Origin of the sequence: Polyangium sp. y55x31, assembly GCF_029946505.1 — a bacterium.
Classification (GTDB): domain Bacteria; phylum Myxococcota_A; class Polyangia; order Polyangiales; family Polyangiaceae; genus Polyangium.
In genome coordinates this window covers 73,785-88,939 of the sequence record NZ_JARZHG010000030.1, presented here as the reverse complement: position 1 = coordinate 88,939, position 15,155 = coordinate 73,785, and the positions used below count along the sequence as shown (strand labels likewise).

Annotated in this window: 13 protein-coding genes; 8 read left to right on the top strand and 5 right to left on the bottom strand. The window is 70.7% G+C overall.

The window, feature by feature from the left end:
• Positions 1 to 20 precede the first annotated feature (20 nt).
• Genes QHF84_RS36545 through QHF84_RS36530 form a run of 4 tightly spaced genes read right to left on the bottom strand, consistent with a single transcriptional unit; the run spans position 21 to position 2,852 of the window.
• Complete coding sequence (locus QHF84_RS36545) at positions 21 to 1,010, bottom strand: RluA family pseudouridine synthase (protein WP_281318205.1); 990 nt, start codon at positions 1,008 to 1,010, stop codon at positions 21 to 23.
• Positions 1,011 to 1,023: 13 nt separating this feature from the next.
• Entirely contained in the window at positions 1,024 to 1,623 is a 600-nt protein-coding gene (locus tag QHF84_RS36540; protein WP_281318161.1) for an SMI1/KNR4 family protein, read from the bottom strand.
• A gap of 19 nt (positions 1,624 to 1,642) precedes the next feature.
• Positions 1,643 to 2,668 (bottom strand): lysylphosphatidylglycerol synthase transmembrane domain-containing protein, encoded by a 1,026-nt coding sequence (locus tag QHF84_RS36535; protein ID WP_281318160.1) that lies wholly within the window; start codon positions 2,666 to 2,668, stop codon positions 1,643 to 1,645.
• A gap of 13 nt (positions 2,669 to 2,681) precedes the next feature.
• Entirely contained in the window at positions 2,682 to 2,852 is a 171-nt protein-coding gene (locus QHF84_RS36530; protein WP_281318159.1) for a hypothetical protein, read from the bottom strand.
• 86 nt (positions 2,853 to 2,938) lie between these two features.
• Between QHF84_RS36530 and QHF84_RS36525 the strand changes: the two genes are divergently transcribed.
• The 8 genes from QHF84_RS36525 to QHF84_RS36490 all read left to right on the top strand — a co-directional run bounded on the left by QHF84_RS36525 (position 2,939) and on the right by QHF84_RS36490 (position 10,905).
• Positions 2,939 to 3,784 carry an SDR family NAD(P)-dependent oxidoreductase gene (locus QHF84_RS36525; protein ID WP_281318158.1) on the top strand — a complete coding sequence of 282 codons (846 nt, stop codon included), beginning with the start codon at positions 2,939 to 2,941 and terminating at the stop codon, positions 3,782 to 3,784.
• A gap of 311 nt (positions 3,785 to 4,095) precedes the next feature.
• Positions 4,096 to 5,892 (top strand): hypothetical protein, encoded by a 1,797-nt coding sequence (locus QHF84_RS36520; protein WP_281318157.1) that lies wholly within the window; start codon positions 4,096 to 4,098, stop codon positions 5,890 to 5,892.
• Positions 5,893 to 5,972: 80 nt separating this feature from the next.
• Positions 5,973 to 6,476, top strand: coding sequence for a YbjN domain-containing protein (locus tag QHF84_RS36515; protein ID WP_272425068.1), 504 nt, complete (start codon positions 5,973 to 5,975; stop codon positions 6,474 to 6,476).
• Between the two features lie 43 nt (positions 6,477 to 6,519).
• Positions 6,520 to 7,626: a hypothetical protein gene (locus QHF84_RS36510; protein WP_281318156.1), complete on the top strand. Its 1,107-nt coding sequence runs from the start codon at positions 6,520 to 6,522 to the stop codon at positions 7,624 to 7,626.
• 121 nt (positions 7,627 to 7,747) lie between these two features.
• Positions 7,748 to 8,569 carry a carboxypeptidase regulatory-like domain-containing protein gene (locus tag QHF84_RS36505; protein WP_281318155.1) on the top strand — a complete coding sequence of 274 codons (822 nt, stop codon included), beginning with the start codon at positions 7,748 to 7,750 and terminating at the stop codon, positions 8,567 to 8,569.
• A 190-nt stretch (positions 8,570 to 8,759) separates the two neighbouring features.
• Positions 8,760 to 9,716 (top strand): heme o synthase, encoded by a 957-nt coding sequence (cyoE, locus tag QHF84_RS36500; RefSeq protein WP_281318154.1) that lies wholly within the window; start codon positions 8,760 to 8,762, stop codon positions 9,714 to 9,716.
• Between the two features lie 9 nt (positions 9,717 to 9,725).
• A complete protein-coding gene (locus QHF84_RS36495) occupies positions 9,726 to 10,184 on the top strand; it encodes a DUF420 domain-containing protein (protein WP_281318153.1) in 459 nt (152 codons plus the stop codon).
• A 46-nt stretch (positions 10,185 to 10,230) separates the two neighbouring features.
• Entirely contained in the window at positions 10,231 to 10,905 is a 675-nt protein-coding gene (locus QHF84_RS36490) for an SCO family protein (protein ID WP_281318152.1), read from the top strand.
• 1 nt (position 10,906) lies between these two features.
• Here the strand turns inward: QHF84_RS36490 and QHF84_RS36485 are convergent, their stop codons facing one another.
• The gene (locus tag QHF84_RS36485) at positions 10,907 to 15,118 is read right to left on the bottom strand and encodes a sigma 54-interacting transcriptional regulator (RefSeq protein WP_281318151.1); all 4,212 of its coding nucleotides are present in this window, start codon (positions 15,116 to 15,118) and stop codon (positions 10,907 to 10,909) included.
• Positions 15,119 to 15,155: the final 37 nt, after the last annotated feature.

The window sequence follows — 15,155 nt, the reverse complement described above, 5'->3', positions numbered from 1 at the left end:
TGAAGGGGCAACGCCCCTTCTCAGGCCCTTTGCCGCAGCGCCTCGATCGCGCGGGCCATGTCCGCGGGGATCGGGCTTTCGAAGTGCAGACGGTTCCCCGTCGCTGGGTGCTCGAAGCCGAGCACCCGCGCATGCAGCGCCTGACGCCCGAGTGACTCCGCGATCACGCGGAGCCCCGGATCCCGCGGCGCCTTCCCGTACAGCGCATCGCCGAGGATCGGCGTCTTCCCACGCTCTGACAGGTGTACGCGGATCTGATGCGTGCGCCCCGTCTCCAGCCGGCACGCGACCAGTGTTGCCGCCCCGAGCCGTTCGAGCACGTGTACGCGCGTCACTGCGCGCTTGCCCTCCCGCACGTGCGTCGTGAACCGCAGCCGATCCGTCGGATGCCGCCCGTGCAACGTCGCGAAGGTCGCCTCCTTCGCTTCGCCCAAAACGATGGCCACGTACTCGCGCTCGATGTCGTGCTTCGCGAAGCGCTCCTTCAGCGCCTCGCGTGTCTCCGCGTCCTTCGCCACGACGAGCAGGCCGCTCGTGTCCTTGTCGAGTCGATGCACGATTCCGGGCCGCAGGTGCCCTTCGGGATCGAGCGGATCGGCGCCGGCGCGTTCGAAGCCGCCGCGGCCGAGCAGCGCGTTGACGAGCGTCCCGCTCGCGTGCCCCTTCGCCGGGTGCACCACGAGCCCCGCGGGCTTGTCGACGACGACGAGGTGCGCGTCCTCGTACACCACGGTGAGCTCGATCGACGCGTCCGGCTCGGCGCGTGTCGGCTCCGGCGGCTCTGGGGTCACGTCGATCCGCGCGCCCGCGGCCACGGCCATCGAGGCGCGGCCCGGCTTGCCGTCGACGAGCACGCGCCCGTTCTCGATCCATCGCTGCACCGCGGCGCGTGACGCGCTCGTGCCTGATTTTTCCAGCAGGCGCACGACGAGCTTGTCCAGGCGGTCGCGTGGATCGGTCGCGCTCGCTTCGAACGATGAGGTGACGAGGGGCTCGGGCGTGCGTCGCATCACGGACCGCGAATCAGTAGTCCGTGCTCTCGTCCTCGTCCTCTTCGCGCGAGTGGAGCTCTGGGTTGTGCGCGAGGTGCGAGTCGAGATCGTCGAGCATCGCGCTTCGACTGAGCTTGAGCACGCCGAGCTGGTGGGCGAGGTAGAGGTCGAACGCCGTGTAGCGCGGGAAGACGCGCACGTTCGTCTCGTCGTTCTCGAGGCCGAGGATCACGAGCTCGCCGTCGCGCCGCGCCTCGCCGAGGTAGAGCGCGTTCCAGGGCTGGCCCGGTTTGTTCGGCAGGCGCACGACCTTGCCGCGGATGCGCGAGTCGGTCCATCCGAGCTCGACCATCGCTTCCGCGAGCTTGCGGACCGAGGTGATCTTCGGCTGCGGCGCGCGCGGATCGGCGCCGAAGCGGCGGCGGCCTTTGAAGCGCTTGCCGAAGCTCGCGAAGGTGAAGTCGTAGGCGAGGAACGTCCGCAGGCTCGGCGGCAGCTCCACCATCAGCTTGGACTCGAGCGCGTCGAGGGCGGCCGCGCTCGCGCCGACCACGCCCGCTCCCTCCGGACGCTTCGAAAGCTCCGCGATGACGCGCTGTACAAGCCCGATGCCTCGTTCGATGGTCGCCATGTCTCCGCGTAGCCGACCGTCAAGGCGTGCGTTCTGTCAAGAGATTCCGTTGATCGGAAGACCCTGACGGCGTGGCTTCGCCGCCGAGCACCGCCGCGCCGTGTTTGGCGCGGAGCAGCCCGAGCGCCGCGAACCCGACCGCGACGGCAAACCACAACGTGGCAAACCGCACGAGGATCATGGCCGCCGTCGACGTCGCCGCCTCCACGCCGCCGAGCCGCGCCATCTGCTCTTCGAGGAGTTTTTCCGTCACGCCGAGCCCGCCCGGGACCGGCACGAGCGCGCCCGCGAGCGTCGCCGTCGAGTAGAAGAACATCGTGAGCGGCATCGACGCCTGCTCGCCGAAGCCGCGCAGGATCACCCAGAGCCCCACGCCTTCGAGCGACCACGCGCCGATCGAGAGCAACGTCGGCCACACGAGCTGCGCGGGCGAGACGATCGTGCGGAGGCCCGAGAGCGCCTCGTCGATCTTCGGCGCGAGCTTGCCGCCCACACGTCCGAGCGGCCCGGGGAGCTTGGGCAAGAGCCGCACGACGGCTCCGCTCACGGCGGGGACCGAGACGAAGACGAGCAGCGCGACGACGGTGGCCGCGCCGAAGCCGGCCCAGATCGCGCCGCCGGGGAAGCTCGCGCTGCCGAGGGCGATGATCGCGATCACGCCGATGAGATCCGTCACGCGCTCGGCGATGACGATGGGCGCGGTGCGCTCGATCGGAATCTTTCGGAGCTGGAACAGGATCAGCGACTTGAAGACCTCGCCGACCTTGCCCGGCGTCACCGTCAGGACGAAGCCCGACAAGAACACGAGCAGGCTCTCGAACTTGGGCACGCCGCGGATGTCGAGCCGCGCGAGGTAGTACTCCCACTTGAGGAAGCGCAGGAGGTAGTTCGAGAAGGCGAGGGCGCAGGCGATCCCGAACGTGGACCAGGCGTACGTCGCGAGGCGCGCGGCGATGAGGTTCGCGTCGCGATAGAGGACGAGGCCGCCGTAGAGGACGACGCCGAGCAGCATCACCGCCACGACGCGGCGGACCAGCGTGTTCAAGAAACCGCTCCGATCATGGCGCTCTCATGCTTTTTCGAGCGCGGCGGACGCGCACGACGAGGTAGATGATCGCGCCGAGCACCACGGCGGCGCCGAGCGCGGCGACGGCCCACTTGGGCGCGACCACGATTCCGCGGGCCAGGCCCTCGGGGGGCCGCTCCGTTGTCGTCTGCAGCGAGCTCACGCGGGCTCGTCGTTACACGGGCCTAGGGGGAAGGGCAAGAAGCGGTATTGTTCGCGCGCGACAAGCACGCGTGAAGGAGGCATGGGATGGGTCTGCTCGACGGCAAGGTGGCAATCATCACGGGCGCTGGCGGCGGGATCGGCCGCGCAGAGGCGCTGCTCTTCGCCAGGGAGGGCGCAAAGGTGGTCGTCAACGACGTCGGCGGCGCGCGCGACGGAACCGGCGGAAGTGACGCCATGGCGCGAAAGGTCGTGGAGGAGATCACGGCCGAGGGTGGCGTCGCCGTCGCGAACTTCGACACGGTGGCGACAGCCGCGGGCGCGGCGGGCATCGTGAAGACCGCACTCGACGCCTTCGGTCGCATCGACGTCCTCGTGAACAACGCGGGCATCCTGCGGGACAAGACGCTGCTCAAGCTCGACGAGGAGCAGTGGGACAGCGTGATCGCCGTGCACCTCAAGGGCACGTTCCTGGTCACGCAGGCCGTGGCGAAGCAGATGATCGCGCAGGGCGGCGGCGGGCGCATCGTCAATACGACGAGCGTCTCGGGCATGGTCGGCAACTTCGGGCAATCGAACTACGCGGCCGCGAAGGCCGGCATTTACGGCTTCACGCGCACCGCGGCGATCGAGCTGCAGAAACATCGCATCACGGTGAACGCGCTCGCGCCGGTGGCGAAGACGCGCATGACCGAGGATCTCCCGATGTTCCAGGCGGGCATGGAGTCGCTCACGCCGGAGCACATCGCGCCGGCGGCGCTCTTTCTGGGCTCCGATCTTTGTGCGGATCGGACGGGGCACGTCCTCGCCGTCACGGGCTCGCAGGTCTTCGCCTACAAGGTCGTGCAAAGCGCGGGAAAGTTCAAAGACGAGGGCGCGGTGTGGACGGCCCAGGAGATCGCCGACCACTGGGACGCGATCACGAAGGTCTGAAAACGGGCGGGCGGACGATGTTCTTCGCTGGTTTCCGCCCGCGTCATGCGCCGAGGCTCACGAACGCGCCCCGTTCTCCGCCGAAGATCCCGCCCGAAACGGCCCGTTTCGGCCAACCCGGCCGTTGCTGGGCTCGGACACGGATGCTAGTTTCGATTTTCAGCGGCGGCCGTCGTGAGCTTTCGCTCAGGACTTCGTCGCTGGGTAACTCGTCGTTCGCCGGGTGAAGCCTCCCGGCCACGTCGAATGGGTGGGTGCTGGGTTCATTCCCACGATCTGCCCCTTCCGCCCCGGGAGCCTCACGAACCGGCATGTCGCGCGAAGCCCAAATCCCCCTGCTGCTCTGGATCTCTGCGGCCATCGTCGTCCACATGGCGGGCGGCAATGGTGCGGTGGAGGTCGCGCAGGTCGTCGAGGATCGCGCCCAGATCCGGAGTCTCGTCGAGTCCGTTCGCGAAGGGTTGCGCCCGCAGGACACCGAGTTCGAGGTTCTCGTCGATGCGCCCGCGACGCCCTCGCCGCAGGAGGCCGAGCCGCCCGAGGACAAGGCCGACGACACGAAGGACGACGAGAAGCCGGATCCGGACGCTGTGCCGGAGCCGCCGAAGCCGCCCAAGATCAAGCCGCCTCCGCCGGAGACGAAGAAGGAAGAGCCGAAGGTCGAGCCGCCCAAGGTCGATCCTCCCAAGGAGGAGCCGAAGGTGGTCCCGCCGCCGCCTCCGCCCGTGGCGCCGCCGCCTCCACCGCCTCCGCCGCCGCCTCCTCCGCCGCCTCCGGAGGACGTCGCGAAGCAGGAGCCGCCGAAGCCGATCCAGCCGGATCGCCGCATCGCCGTGCGTCAGCACGTCGAGCCGAACCAGAAGGACAACCCCGACGCGAGCCGCATCGCGGATCAGGCGAACACCGTGAAGGAAGAGACGGTCGCGCGCCTGCGGTCACACGATCAGGATCACCCCGAGACGAACGCGGGCGCGATGAAGAAACCCGCGACGTCTGGCGAGGGGAACGACGATCACGAGAAGGTCGCCGAGAGCGAGGAGAAAGCAGGCTCAAACAAGGCGCCCGGCGAGTCGAAGGATCACAGCGAGAGCGCCGAGCACCACCACACGGCCAAACCCGCGCCGCCTGCAGCCGCGATCGCGAAGGCGTCGCCGCCGCCGATGGCGCCCGGTGGAACGACCGGTGGAGGCGCGAACGCGCCGAAGACGCCCGCAGCTCCGCCGCCGAGCCCCGGCGGCGCGGGCCCCGCGTCACCCGAGGTCGTCGCAGGCGTGGGCGCAGGCGGGTTCACGATGGATCCGGCAAACCCCGGCGGCGACGGCAAGAGCCGCAAGGCCGGAAAGAAGCGGCAACCGGCGCCTTACCAGAGCCCGGTGAAGGTCGGCTCCGTGGGCCTCGGCGCGCCCGGGATCGCGGGCGGGCCGAACCTGAACCTGTCGCACGCGGGCTTCGAGGCCTCGGTCGGTCGGGAAAAACTCGAGGCCGAGCGCGCGGCCGACGGCGCGGCGCGGCGCAGCGCGCACCGCGGCAAGTGGGAGAAGAACAACTTCGGCAAGTACAAGGCGGCGATCGAGAACTACGAGCCGACGGTGAAGGTCGGAAACCAGACGGCGCTGAACGCCGCGCAGTCCGCGTTCGCGACGTACCTGAACACGATCCACAACCGCCTGCATCCGATCTTCGCCGAGGAGTTCCTCGCTTCGCTCGACAACCTCCCGCAGGAGCACACGCTGAACAAGAACCTCGTCACGCACCTCGAGATCGTGCTGAGCAAGGACGAGGGGAAGATCGTGCGGATGGGCGTGACGAGGGCGAGCGGGATGACGGCCTTCGACGTCGTTGCGCTGAACTCGATGAGCCGCGCGTCGCCGTTCGGGAAGGCGCCCGACGCGATCGTCTCGCACGACGGCAAGGTTTATCTGCACTGGGAGTTCCATCGTGATCCGGTGGACGCGTGCAGCACGCGCAACGCCTATCCGTACCTCCTGCCCGCGCCGAAGGGCGGCGGCGGCGGCGTCTCGCCGGTCGGTCCGCCACGCGCGCCGACGCTCACGCCCTCCGACGAGCGACGCGGCCCACCGCCGCTCCTTCCTGTCCCCACGCGCTGAGCGCGGCGCGGCAAGCGTGGGCGGGTTTGTCTAGGACAACGCGAGACGGCCCGCCTTCGAGCTGGTAGTATCGCCCCACGATGTCCAAGGACGCTGCATCCGCCGCTCGCGTGAGCATCGCGCGGATCGAGCAAACGCTCGCGGACTCGCCGGCTTTCGTCCGTGTCGAGCCGCGCTTCTACGTGGTCCGGCAGGGGACGGCGTACATCTACATCCAGATCATCCCGTGGGAGCCCGACCGCGCCGTGGTGCGGTTCGTGGCTCAGCTCGTCCGTGGGGTCGAGATGACGCCCGACCTCGCGATGAAGCTCCTGCGCATGAACGCGCGCCTCCGGTTCGGGGCCTTCGGCTACGTCCCGCAGGGCGCTTGTGTGGTCCTCGTGCACACGCTGCTCGGCGGCGAGACGCTCGATCCGGACGAAATCCTCGCCGCGCTGCGCGACATGTCCGTCATCGCCGACGAGTACGACGACCGGATCTTCGAGGAGTTCGGCGGGCATCGCATGCAGGACCTGATCGACGCCTCCGCGGCGTCGGCGTTCTTCGACGACACGGTCCACCTCCGCGACTGGAGCGACGCGTGAGCCTGCGCCTTGCAGGGAGCCGCTCGCGACGAGCCCGACCTCGATGAGCACGGAAGGCGAAAGCACCGAAGCACCCGAAGCGCCCCGTTCCGCCCCGCCCGCGCCGCGCTCGCAGCCGCCGACGAGCTTCGGCGTGCTCGGGTTCGTCCGGCCGCTCGCGGCGTTCGGGGTGCTCGCGATGCTGCTCGGACGTGCGTTCGGCCCCTCGGTGCGAGGCCTCGCCGTCGGGCTCGGCAGGGCGGGCGACTACCTGGAGCTCGCGGGCGCGGCGATGTCGCAGTTCTTCCTGATCCTCGCGACCGTGGGCGCCATGGCGCTCGGCCTGTCCGCGCTGCGCGCAGGTTTGCCGGCGGTGGTGCGGTTCGGCGCCGTCTTCGCGAGCGGGCTCGTCGTGCTCGTGACGCTGTCGGCGTCGGCGTCGCGCGTGCCGGAGGCCTCGCTCGTGCTGGTGGGGGGCGTCGCGTGCGTGCTCGCGCTCCTCGCGGCGTGGGACACGATGCGGACGCCGTTCGCGCGGGCGACGGCGGTGATGCTGGGGCTGCTCGGGCTCGGCGGGCTCTCGCGGGTCGCGGCGGTGCTCCTCGTGATGCGTGACGGGGTCGCGCCGGAGGGGCTCGCGCGGATCGCGCGTGGCGTGTCGACGGTGGGCCTCTTGCTCGACGGCGCGGCGATGGCCGTGGCCGTGGGGTTCGTCGCGTCGCGCGGGAAGAAGCTCACGAGCCCGGCGACGCTCGCGGCGCTGGCGGTCGCGCTGTTCGCCACACGGCAAGCGCTCGCGGGCACGTCGGACGAGGCGGCCGCGGTGAGCGTCCTTCTTGCGCGCGCGGCGAAGAACCTGGTCTTGCGGCCCGAGCCTTTGGCTTCGCCCGTGATCGCGACGTTCGTCGCCTTCGCGGCGCCGGCGATCGCGATCGCGGCGCTCTCGACGCGCACGCTCACGCCGGCGCTCTCGGGGGCGATCGCGCTCCTGCTCGTGGCGCGGGGCGCGCCGGACGTGCCGCTCTGCGCGCTCGCGCTCGTGCTCGCGTCGCTCGCGACGGTGCTCGCGGCGCGGGATCATCGGGGGCTCTGGGCCGCGATCACGCGCGCGGATTCGACGTCGGACGAGGGCCCGGGGACGGGCGAGGCGAAAGGCGCGCGGCCGGGCTGAGAGGTTCGGTTTTCTCGCGAAACCGACGGGACGAACCCGCGCGCTCCGTTGACGTGCCGCGAAGCGTTCACTAGGACGCGGGGAGCGCTCGATCGGGCCCTCCCGAGGCGCACCCGCGAACATGACGTCTCATCGAACAGCCTGGATCCTCCCTTCGGTCGTCGTGCTCTTCGCCTTCGCCGCGGGCTGCGAGTCGAAGAAGGAGACGGGGAGCTCGCCTTCGTCCGGAGCGTCCGCAGCGGCGAGCGCAGCCCCGGCGGGCAAGCTCGGCAGCGCGACGCTGCGCGGCGAGGTGCGCTTCACGGGACAACCGCCCGAGATGAAGGTGCCCGCGAAGCGCGCGCAGGCGACCGACGTCTGCAAAGACAAGCAGCTCGCCCACGACGCCGTGATCGTCCAGGGGGGCAAGCTGAAGGACGTGCTCGTCCGCATCGCGCCGAAGAGCTTCGACGGGCGCTACGAGGTGCCGCCGGCCGCGACCGTGGATCAGGTCGACTGCATGTACGTGCCGCGGATCCAGGGTGTCCTCAGCGGGCAAGAGATCACCGTGAAGAACAGCGACCGGACGCTGCACAACGTGCACACGTACCTGGGCGCGGAGACGGTCTTCAACGAGGCGACGGCGATGGGATCGCCGCCGATCGCGAAGCGCTTGCCTCCCTCCGGCATCGTACGATTCGGATGCGACATCCACCCGTGGATGCGGAGCTTCGTCGTGGTCACCGATCATCCGTTCTTCGCGGTGAGCGGCGCGGATGGAGCGTTCAGAATCGATCGCGTGCCGGCCGGGAAGTACAAGCTCGAGGCGTTTCACGCCCGGTACGGTGTGAAGACGCAGGAGGTGACGGTGACCGACGGGCAGACGCTCGAGGTCGCCTTCTCGTTCGACGGCACCGAGCCGGAGCCGCCCGAAAATCAGGGCGAGCTCCAGGGACTTTGGTAGGCCCGACCCCGTTGTCTCGAACCCGAGTTGACCCCACGATCGCGCTGGGCTTTCCTCCCGCGACAAGCGCCACCCGGAAAGCTTCCCCCCGCTTGATGACGTCGTTCTGTATGGTCGCTGCTGCTCCTGCCGTGTTTCCTGGCCTCACGCACGTGCCCCCGGGTGCTGCATCTGCTATCGAGGTGCGCGCATGACGATCCCCGCGGAGCCGCTCGGCGACGTGCACGTGAACCGTCGAAATTCCGGCTACGAGCAGCACGAGCGTTCGTATGGGGCCGTGGCGCGAGATCTGATCGCGCTGACGAAGCCTCGCGTCACGGTCATCGTGGTCGCGACGATGCTTGGCGGAGCGTGGGTCGCGAACCGGTACGCGCACGAGCAAGGCCTGGCCGGGGTGTCTCCGGGCGTCGTCATGCTCTCGCTCCTCGCGACGGTGCTCGTCGTCGGCGGCGCGAACACGCTGAACATGTACCTGGAGCGCGATACGGACGGGTTCATGGCCCGGACGAAGAACCGACCGCTGCCCGCGGGTCGGATCTCGCCGAAGCTCGCGCTCTGGTTCGGCCTCGCGATCTCCGCGCTCTCGCTCGTCTTGTTCGGGCTCGTGGTGAACACGACGACGACGCTGCTCGCGGCGTTCGCGTTGTTCTCGTACGTGCTCGTCTACACGCCGCTGAAGCGAAAGACGACGCTGGCGCTGCTCATCGGCTCGGTGCCCGGGGCGATCCCGCCGCTGCTCGGCTGGACGACGGTGACCGATCGCATCGACGGCCCCGGCGCGGCGCTCTTCGGCATCCTGTTCCTGTGGCAGGTGCCGCATTTCCTGGCCATCTCCATGTTCCGCAGCCGCGACTACCAGCGCGCGGGCCTGAAGGTGCTCCCGATCGAGCGCGGGGATCGCCACACGCGGCACCACATCGTCGGTTACCTCGTGGCGCTCGTGCTGGTCTCGCTCCTGCTCGTCCCGCTCGGCGTCGCCGGTCCCGTGTATCTCGCCTCGGCCGCGCTGCTCGGCCTCGGCTTCCTCGGCTTCGGCGCGTGGGGGCTCCGCCCGACGGTGCTCGGGACCCGATGGGCGCGCAGGCTCTTCGCGATCTCGATCGTGTACCTGATGCTGCTTCAAGCCGCGCTGCTCATCGGCGCGTGAGCATTCCCGATGAGCGCTGAGAGCATCGGTCGTCTCCTCGCGCCGCTGAACGCGTTGCTCAACGCGACCAGCGCGACGCTGCTCTTCGCCGGCTTCGTCGCGATCAAGCAGCGGAACATCGAGGCGCACCGGCGGCGGATGCAGGGCGCGTTCATCGCATCGGGCGTCTTCCTCGTGAGTTACGTGGCGCGCTTCGCGCTCACGGGGACGCATCGGTTCCCCGAGGTCGGGATCGTCCGCACGATCTACCTCGTGATCCTTTCGACCCACACGCTGCTCGCGATGGCGGCGCTGCCGCTCGCGATCGTGACGCTCCGGCTCGGCCGGCAGGGGCGCTTCGAGGCGCACCGCAAGCTCGCGAAGATCACGTTCCCGATCTGGGCGTACGTCTCGGTCACGGGGATCGTCGTGTATCTCATGCTCTACCACCTCGCGCCGATGCTCGCGCCCACGGCCCACGCGCCTTGACCGTGCGCGCGGCGACGCCTACACCACGCACGCTGTGACGTCGCGCGTGGAGGCCAGAGACGAGGGCGGAACGGACGCGGGGGCCGCACCTCCGCAGGACACGCGACCGGCGGCGCCGCCTGCGCGTGCGAAGCGGTTCCCGTGGCTCGTCTTCGGGATCGTGTTCGTGCTCGTGCTGATCACGCGGATCGTGATCACGCCGCGGCCGTCGGCGCCGAAGCCGGTGCTCGAGCTGCCCGCGTACACGCTCACCGATCACCACGGGAAGGCGTTCGGCGCGGCCGATCTGCGCGGCAAGCCTTACGTCGCGGACTTCGTGTTCACGAGCTGCCCGAGCGTCTGTCCGCGCCTCACGAAGCGTATGGTCGAGGTGCAGAAGCGCACGGAGGATCTTGGCGACAAGCTCCACCTCGTGACGTTCTCGGTCGATCCGGAGAACGACACGCCCGAGGTGCTCGCCGCGTACGGGCGCAAATACGGCGCGGACGACGCGCGCTGGACGTTCCTCACGGGCCCGCTCGGCGAGGTGGAGACCGTTGTTCTTCGCGGCTTCAAGATCGCGATGGGCAAGAAGGAGACGAGCGAGGGCATCCTCGAGATCTTCCACGGCGAGCGCTTCGTGCTCGTCGACGCCGAAGGCAAGATCCGCGGCTTTTACGACGCGGACGACGCGGGGATCGAGGCCATCGTGCGGGACGCGCGGCTTCTCCTGAAGAACTGAATCAGGACGAGACCGAGAGCCGCTTCATCATCTTCTGCAGGCCGAAGCGCGAGAGGCCGAGGAGCTTCGCGGCCTGGGTCTGGTTGCCCTTCGTGCGTTCGAGCGCTTCGCGCACGAGCTGCGCTTCGAGGGCGTCGACGCGCGGGCGCACGCGCAAGCCGAGATCCACGGGGACAGGCGGGGTGACGTTCGCGATCTCGGGCGAGAGGTGCTCGCGCTCGATGACGCCGTCGCAGAGGAGGAGCGCGCGGCGGACCTCGTTTTCGAGCTGGCGGATGTTGCCGGGCCAGGGGAACGCCATGAGCCGATCCATGGCGGCGCGCGTGACGCGCACCTCGGAGCGACCGTATTTCGCGAGCAGGTGCTTCACGAGCAGCGGGACGTCGCTCGCGCGCTCGCGGAGCGGCGGGATCCGGATCGTGATGATGTTGAGGCGGTAGTAGAGGTCCTCGCGGAACGTGCGCGCACGGACCATGGCGTCGAGGTCGCGGTGGGTCGCGGCGACGATACGCACGTCGACCTTGCGCGCGCGCTCGGTGCCGAGCGGTCGGACCATGCCGTCCTGGAGGACACGCAGGAGCTTGGCCTGCATGCCGAGGCTCATCTCGCCGATCTCGTCGAGGAAGAGCGTGCCGCGATCGGACGCTTCGAAGAGGCCGGAGCGGGGCCTGTCCGCGCCCGTGAACGCGCCGCGCACGTGGCCGAAGAGCGTCGACTCGAGGAGGCCTTCCGGGATCGCGCCGCAGTTCTCGCCCACGAACGGGTGTCCCGCGCGAGGACCGTTGTCGTGGATCGCGCGCGCGACGAGCTCCTTGCCGCTGCCCGATTCGCCGTGGATGAGGACGGGGACGTCGGCGGTCGTGACACGATCGACGAGCCGCAACATCGCGCGGACGGGCTCGCTCTCGCCGATGATGGAGTTGTACTCGAAGCGGGTCTCGCGCGTACCGCGGGTCCGGTTGAGCTCGCGTTCGGCCACGTCGAGCGCGGCCTCCCGCCTCGCCAGCGTCTCCTCGAGCGCCGCGCTCGCGCGCTTCGCCTTGCGCGCGGCTCGCCGCAGGAGCGCTTGATCCCGCGCGTCGGCGATCGCCAGCGCCGCGATCGTCGCCACCGTGCGGGTCCACGCGAGCTCGCGGGGCCCGAACGCGCCGCGGCGCACGCGATCATCGAGGTAGACGACCCCGAGCGCCTCGCCGCGCGCGACGAGCGGAACGACGAGCACGCTCCGCAGCTTGAGCGCGTGCACGCTGACGTGCACCGCGGGCATCTCACCCGCCGCGTCCACGGCGACGACGGGCTCCAGCGCCGCGAGCGCGCGCCGCGCGAGTGTCTGCGAAAGCGAGAGCTGTTCGTCGCGCAGATCGGCCCGCGCGAGGTTACGCGCCGCGCGCGCGACGAGCCGACCGTCCGGCGCGCGGAGGAGGAGCAAGCCTCGCTCGACGCCCGTCCACAGCACGAGCGCGTCGACCACGCGGTCGAGCAGCGAGCGGAGCCGCTCGCGATCACTCAGCGAGACGATGAGCTGCTCGAGCTCCCGCGCCTGCTCCGCGCGCATGCCTTCCTGCGGCGCGGCCGCGGCCTGCGCGACCCACGGGAGCGCGCGGATCGAAGGCGCGAGCTCGGGGGAAGCACGCGAGAGCAGATCACGCGCGGCATCACCGAGAGACGAGAGGAGCCGGACGGCGACGTCGCCCCGACCGACCCGCGCGGCGAGCGCATATCCGGCTGCGATGGAGGGACCCCGCGCCCAGACGGGCGCGCGTGCATCCGAGAGCGCGACGATCGCGCCGAGCACGTGCTCTGCGGTGCGCGTTTCGAGCTCGCCCGAGGCCGCGAGCAGCACCTCGGCACGCGCGCGCCACCAGTCGAGACGCGCGCCGGCGGTGAGGCTCGGCGTCTCCGCGAGGCGATCGAGCTCGAGACACGTCTCCAGATCGAGCGCCTCTTCCGCGTGACGGAGCAGCCGCGCGGAGGCGCGTAACTTGTCGTCTCCGCTCGCATCCGCGAGGAGTGCTCGTGCTTGCTCGGCGGCGCGGCGTCCCTCGGCGGCGCCGCGTGGCGATACGTCCGCGATTGCCCAGAGCGCGTACGCCTCCGCCCGCGTGTCACGACCTTCCCGTGCCCGCGCGATCGCCTCCCGCGCGACACGTTCTGCCTCGTGCGCGACGCCCGCCGTCGCGTGTGCCGCCGCGCGTGCGAGGAGCGCGCGGGCCGCGAGCGCCGGCCGGCCGAGATGCTCCCAGAGCAGCGCCGCGCGCCGTGCCGTGGTGATCGCCCCGCCGAGATCGCCGAGATCCACCGCCGCGGCTGCCTCGCCCGTCCTGTACGTCGCCTCCTCGACCACGGCTCCTGCCCGCGTCGCATGCTCGACCGCCGCGGCGAACGCGCTCCGCGTGCGCGCCGGATCTCCGCCATGCTCCACGTATCCCCGCAGCGCCGCGATCCGCGCGTGCTCCTCGGCGCGACGTGCGATCGCCTCGCCGCGCGTGATCGAAGCAAGCGCGCGCTCCGTATCCCCCCTCGTCGACGCGACGAGCGCTGCGACCTCGTACGCGGGCACGCTCGTCGCGCCTTGCACGAGCGCCTCGGCCTCCTCGTAACGCCGCTCGTCGAACGCGATCCGCGCCAGGATCGCGCGCGCTTTCCCATCGGGATCCTCGCCGCGTCGATCCGCCTCCGCGGCGATCTCCCGCGCCGCGCCGAGCTCGCCTGCGCGCCGCAGGATCTCCGCTGCGAGCGCATCCGCCCCCTTCGCGCGACGCTCCCGCGCTCGCAAAACGAGGCTCCTCGCGCGCCCGAGCTCGCCCGACAGACGCAGCGCATCCGCGGCTGCCACGAGCAGCGACGCGGGCGCGCTCTCTCCACGCTCCACGCGCTCGATCGCCATCGGATCCGGCGGCACGGCGGCGATCGCGATCGACAGCCGCGCCACCTCCTCGATGTCGAACGGCGCCGACGTCGGACGCTCGGGCGTCGTCGCCGTGGGTGTTCTTCCGAGCGCCGCGCCCTCCACGTCGGCGAACGTCCACGCCGCGGGCGGAAGTTTCCGCGCGAGATCCACGAGCGCCGCGGCGAGCGACGCTTCTCCCATCTTCGCGAGCGGCCCCGTCGGCCACGCCGCCGCCGGGCTCCCGACGAGCGACGTCATCCACCGCGCGATCCCTTCCGGACCGAGCGGACCGATCTCACTCGCACCTGCGTCCTGCGCGAGCGAGCTCTCCGCGTCGACGAGAGATCGCGCGCGACGTGCCCACGCCAGCGCGTCCCCGAGCCACGCCGCCGTGCCCGCGCCTGCGGACGCGCGCGTCACGAGCTCGTCGCGTCGCGCCGACAGATACGCCGCACGCACGCGCCGCGCATCACGCTCGCCGCGCTCTTCCCGCTCGCGACCCGATCCCGCATCCCGCGCTGCGAGCGCCGCGCGTGCCGTCTCCGCGACCCACGAAGCCGGCGGACGCGCGCCCGGGCTCGGCGAGAGCAGCGCCTCGCAGAGCAGCGCGATCGGCTCGGGCAAGCGCGCCGCGCGCGCCGCTTCGATCGGCTGCTCGGAGGCTGCCACCGCATCGTCCACGAGCTCCGCGAGCAGCGCGCCGAACGCCACGAGATCCCGCGCGCGTGCATCTCCGAGAGCTGCGTCTCCGCGCGCCAGATACCGCGGCGTTCCCCCCTCGATCCGCGCCGTGTACACCGGACACGCGAGCCCGAGATCGATCACGTGCGCGCGCCCGCCCCAGCCGAGCAGCACGTTCTCCGGCTTGATGTCTCCATGCGCGAGCCCGACCTCGTGCAGATCCGAGAGCGCCTCGCCCGCGTCACGCGCCACCGCGAGCGCGAGCGTCGTTCGATCCACGCCGGCCTCGCGTGCCCGCTCCCGGAGCGTCGCGCCCTCGACCCAGCGCAGCGCTACGAACGCGAACCGCTCGCCCGCGCGATCGTCGCCCGCCTCGATCGCGCGCGCGACGTCTCCATCCCGCACGAACCACCCGACGTCGACGAGCTCGGGCAAACGTGGCGAGAGCGCGAGGATCGCGTGCCTCGCTTCCCGCGCGATCGCCTCACGCGCCGCGGCATCACGCGCGACCTTCAGCGCCACGAGCGTCCCGTCACGCCGCGCGCGCGCCCTCCACACCTCGCCTGCGCCGCCGCTCCCGGCGGGGGCGAGCAGCTCGAAGCTTCGATCCGTCAACTCCGATGACGATCCGTGCTCGTTCATCGGAAATCGAGTGTTCGACCTCTGCCCCGAGGTGTCA

Excerpts from the sequence above, each read along its gene's own strand:
- QHF84_RS36545 (WP_281318205.1), bottom strand. The coding sequence starts at position 1,010 with ATGCGACGCACGCCCGAGCCCCTCGTCACCTCATCGTTCGAAGCGAGC.
- QHF84_RS36540 (WP_281318161.1), bottom strand. The coding sequence starts at position 1,623 with ATGGCGACCATCGAACGAGGCATCGGGCTTGTACAGCGCGTCATCGCG.
- QHF84_RS36525 (WP_281318158.1), top strand. The coding sequence starts at position 2,939 with ATGGGTCTGCTCGACGGCAAGGTGGCAATCATCACGGGCGCTGGCGGC.
- QHF84_RS36520 (WP_281318157.1), top strand. The coding sequence starts at position 4,096 with ATGTCGCGCGAAGCCCAAATCCCCCTGCTGCTCTGGATCTCTGCGGCC.
- QHF84_RS36515 (WP_272425068.1), top strand. The coding sequence starts at position 5,973 with ATGTCCAAGGACGCTGCATCCGCCGCTCGCGTGAGCATCGCGCGGATC.
- QHF84_RS36510 (WP_281318156.1), top strand. The coding sequence starts at position 6,520 with ATGAGCACGGAAGGCGAAAGCACCGAAGCACCCGAAGCGCCCCGTTCC.
- QHF84_RS36505 (WP_281318155.1), top strand. The coding sequence starts at position 7,748 with ATGACGTCTCATCGAACAGCCTGGATCCTCCCTTCGGTCGTCGTGCTC.
- cyoE (WP_281318154.1), top strand. The coding sequence starts at position 8,760 with ATGACGATCCCCGCGGAGCCGCTCGGCGACGTGCACGTGAACCGTCGA.
- QHF84_RS36495 (WP_281318153.1), top strand. The coding sequence starts at position 9,726 with ATGAGCGCTGAGAGCATCGGTCGTCTCCTCGCGCCGCTGAACGCGTTG.
- QHF84_RS36485 (WP_281318151.1), bottom strand. The coding sequence starts at position 15,118 with ATGAACGAGCACGGATCGTCATCGGAGTTGACGGATCGAAGCTTCGAG.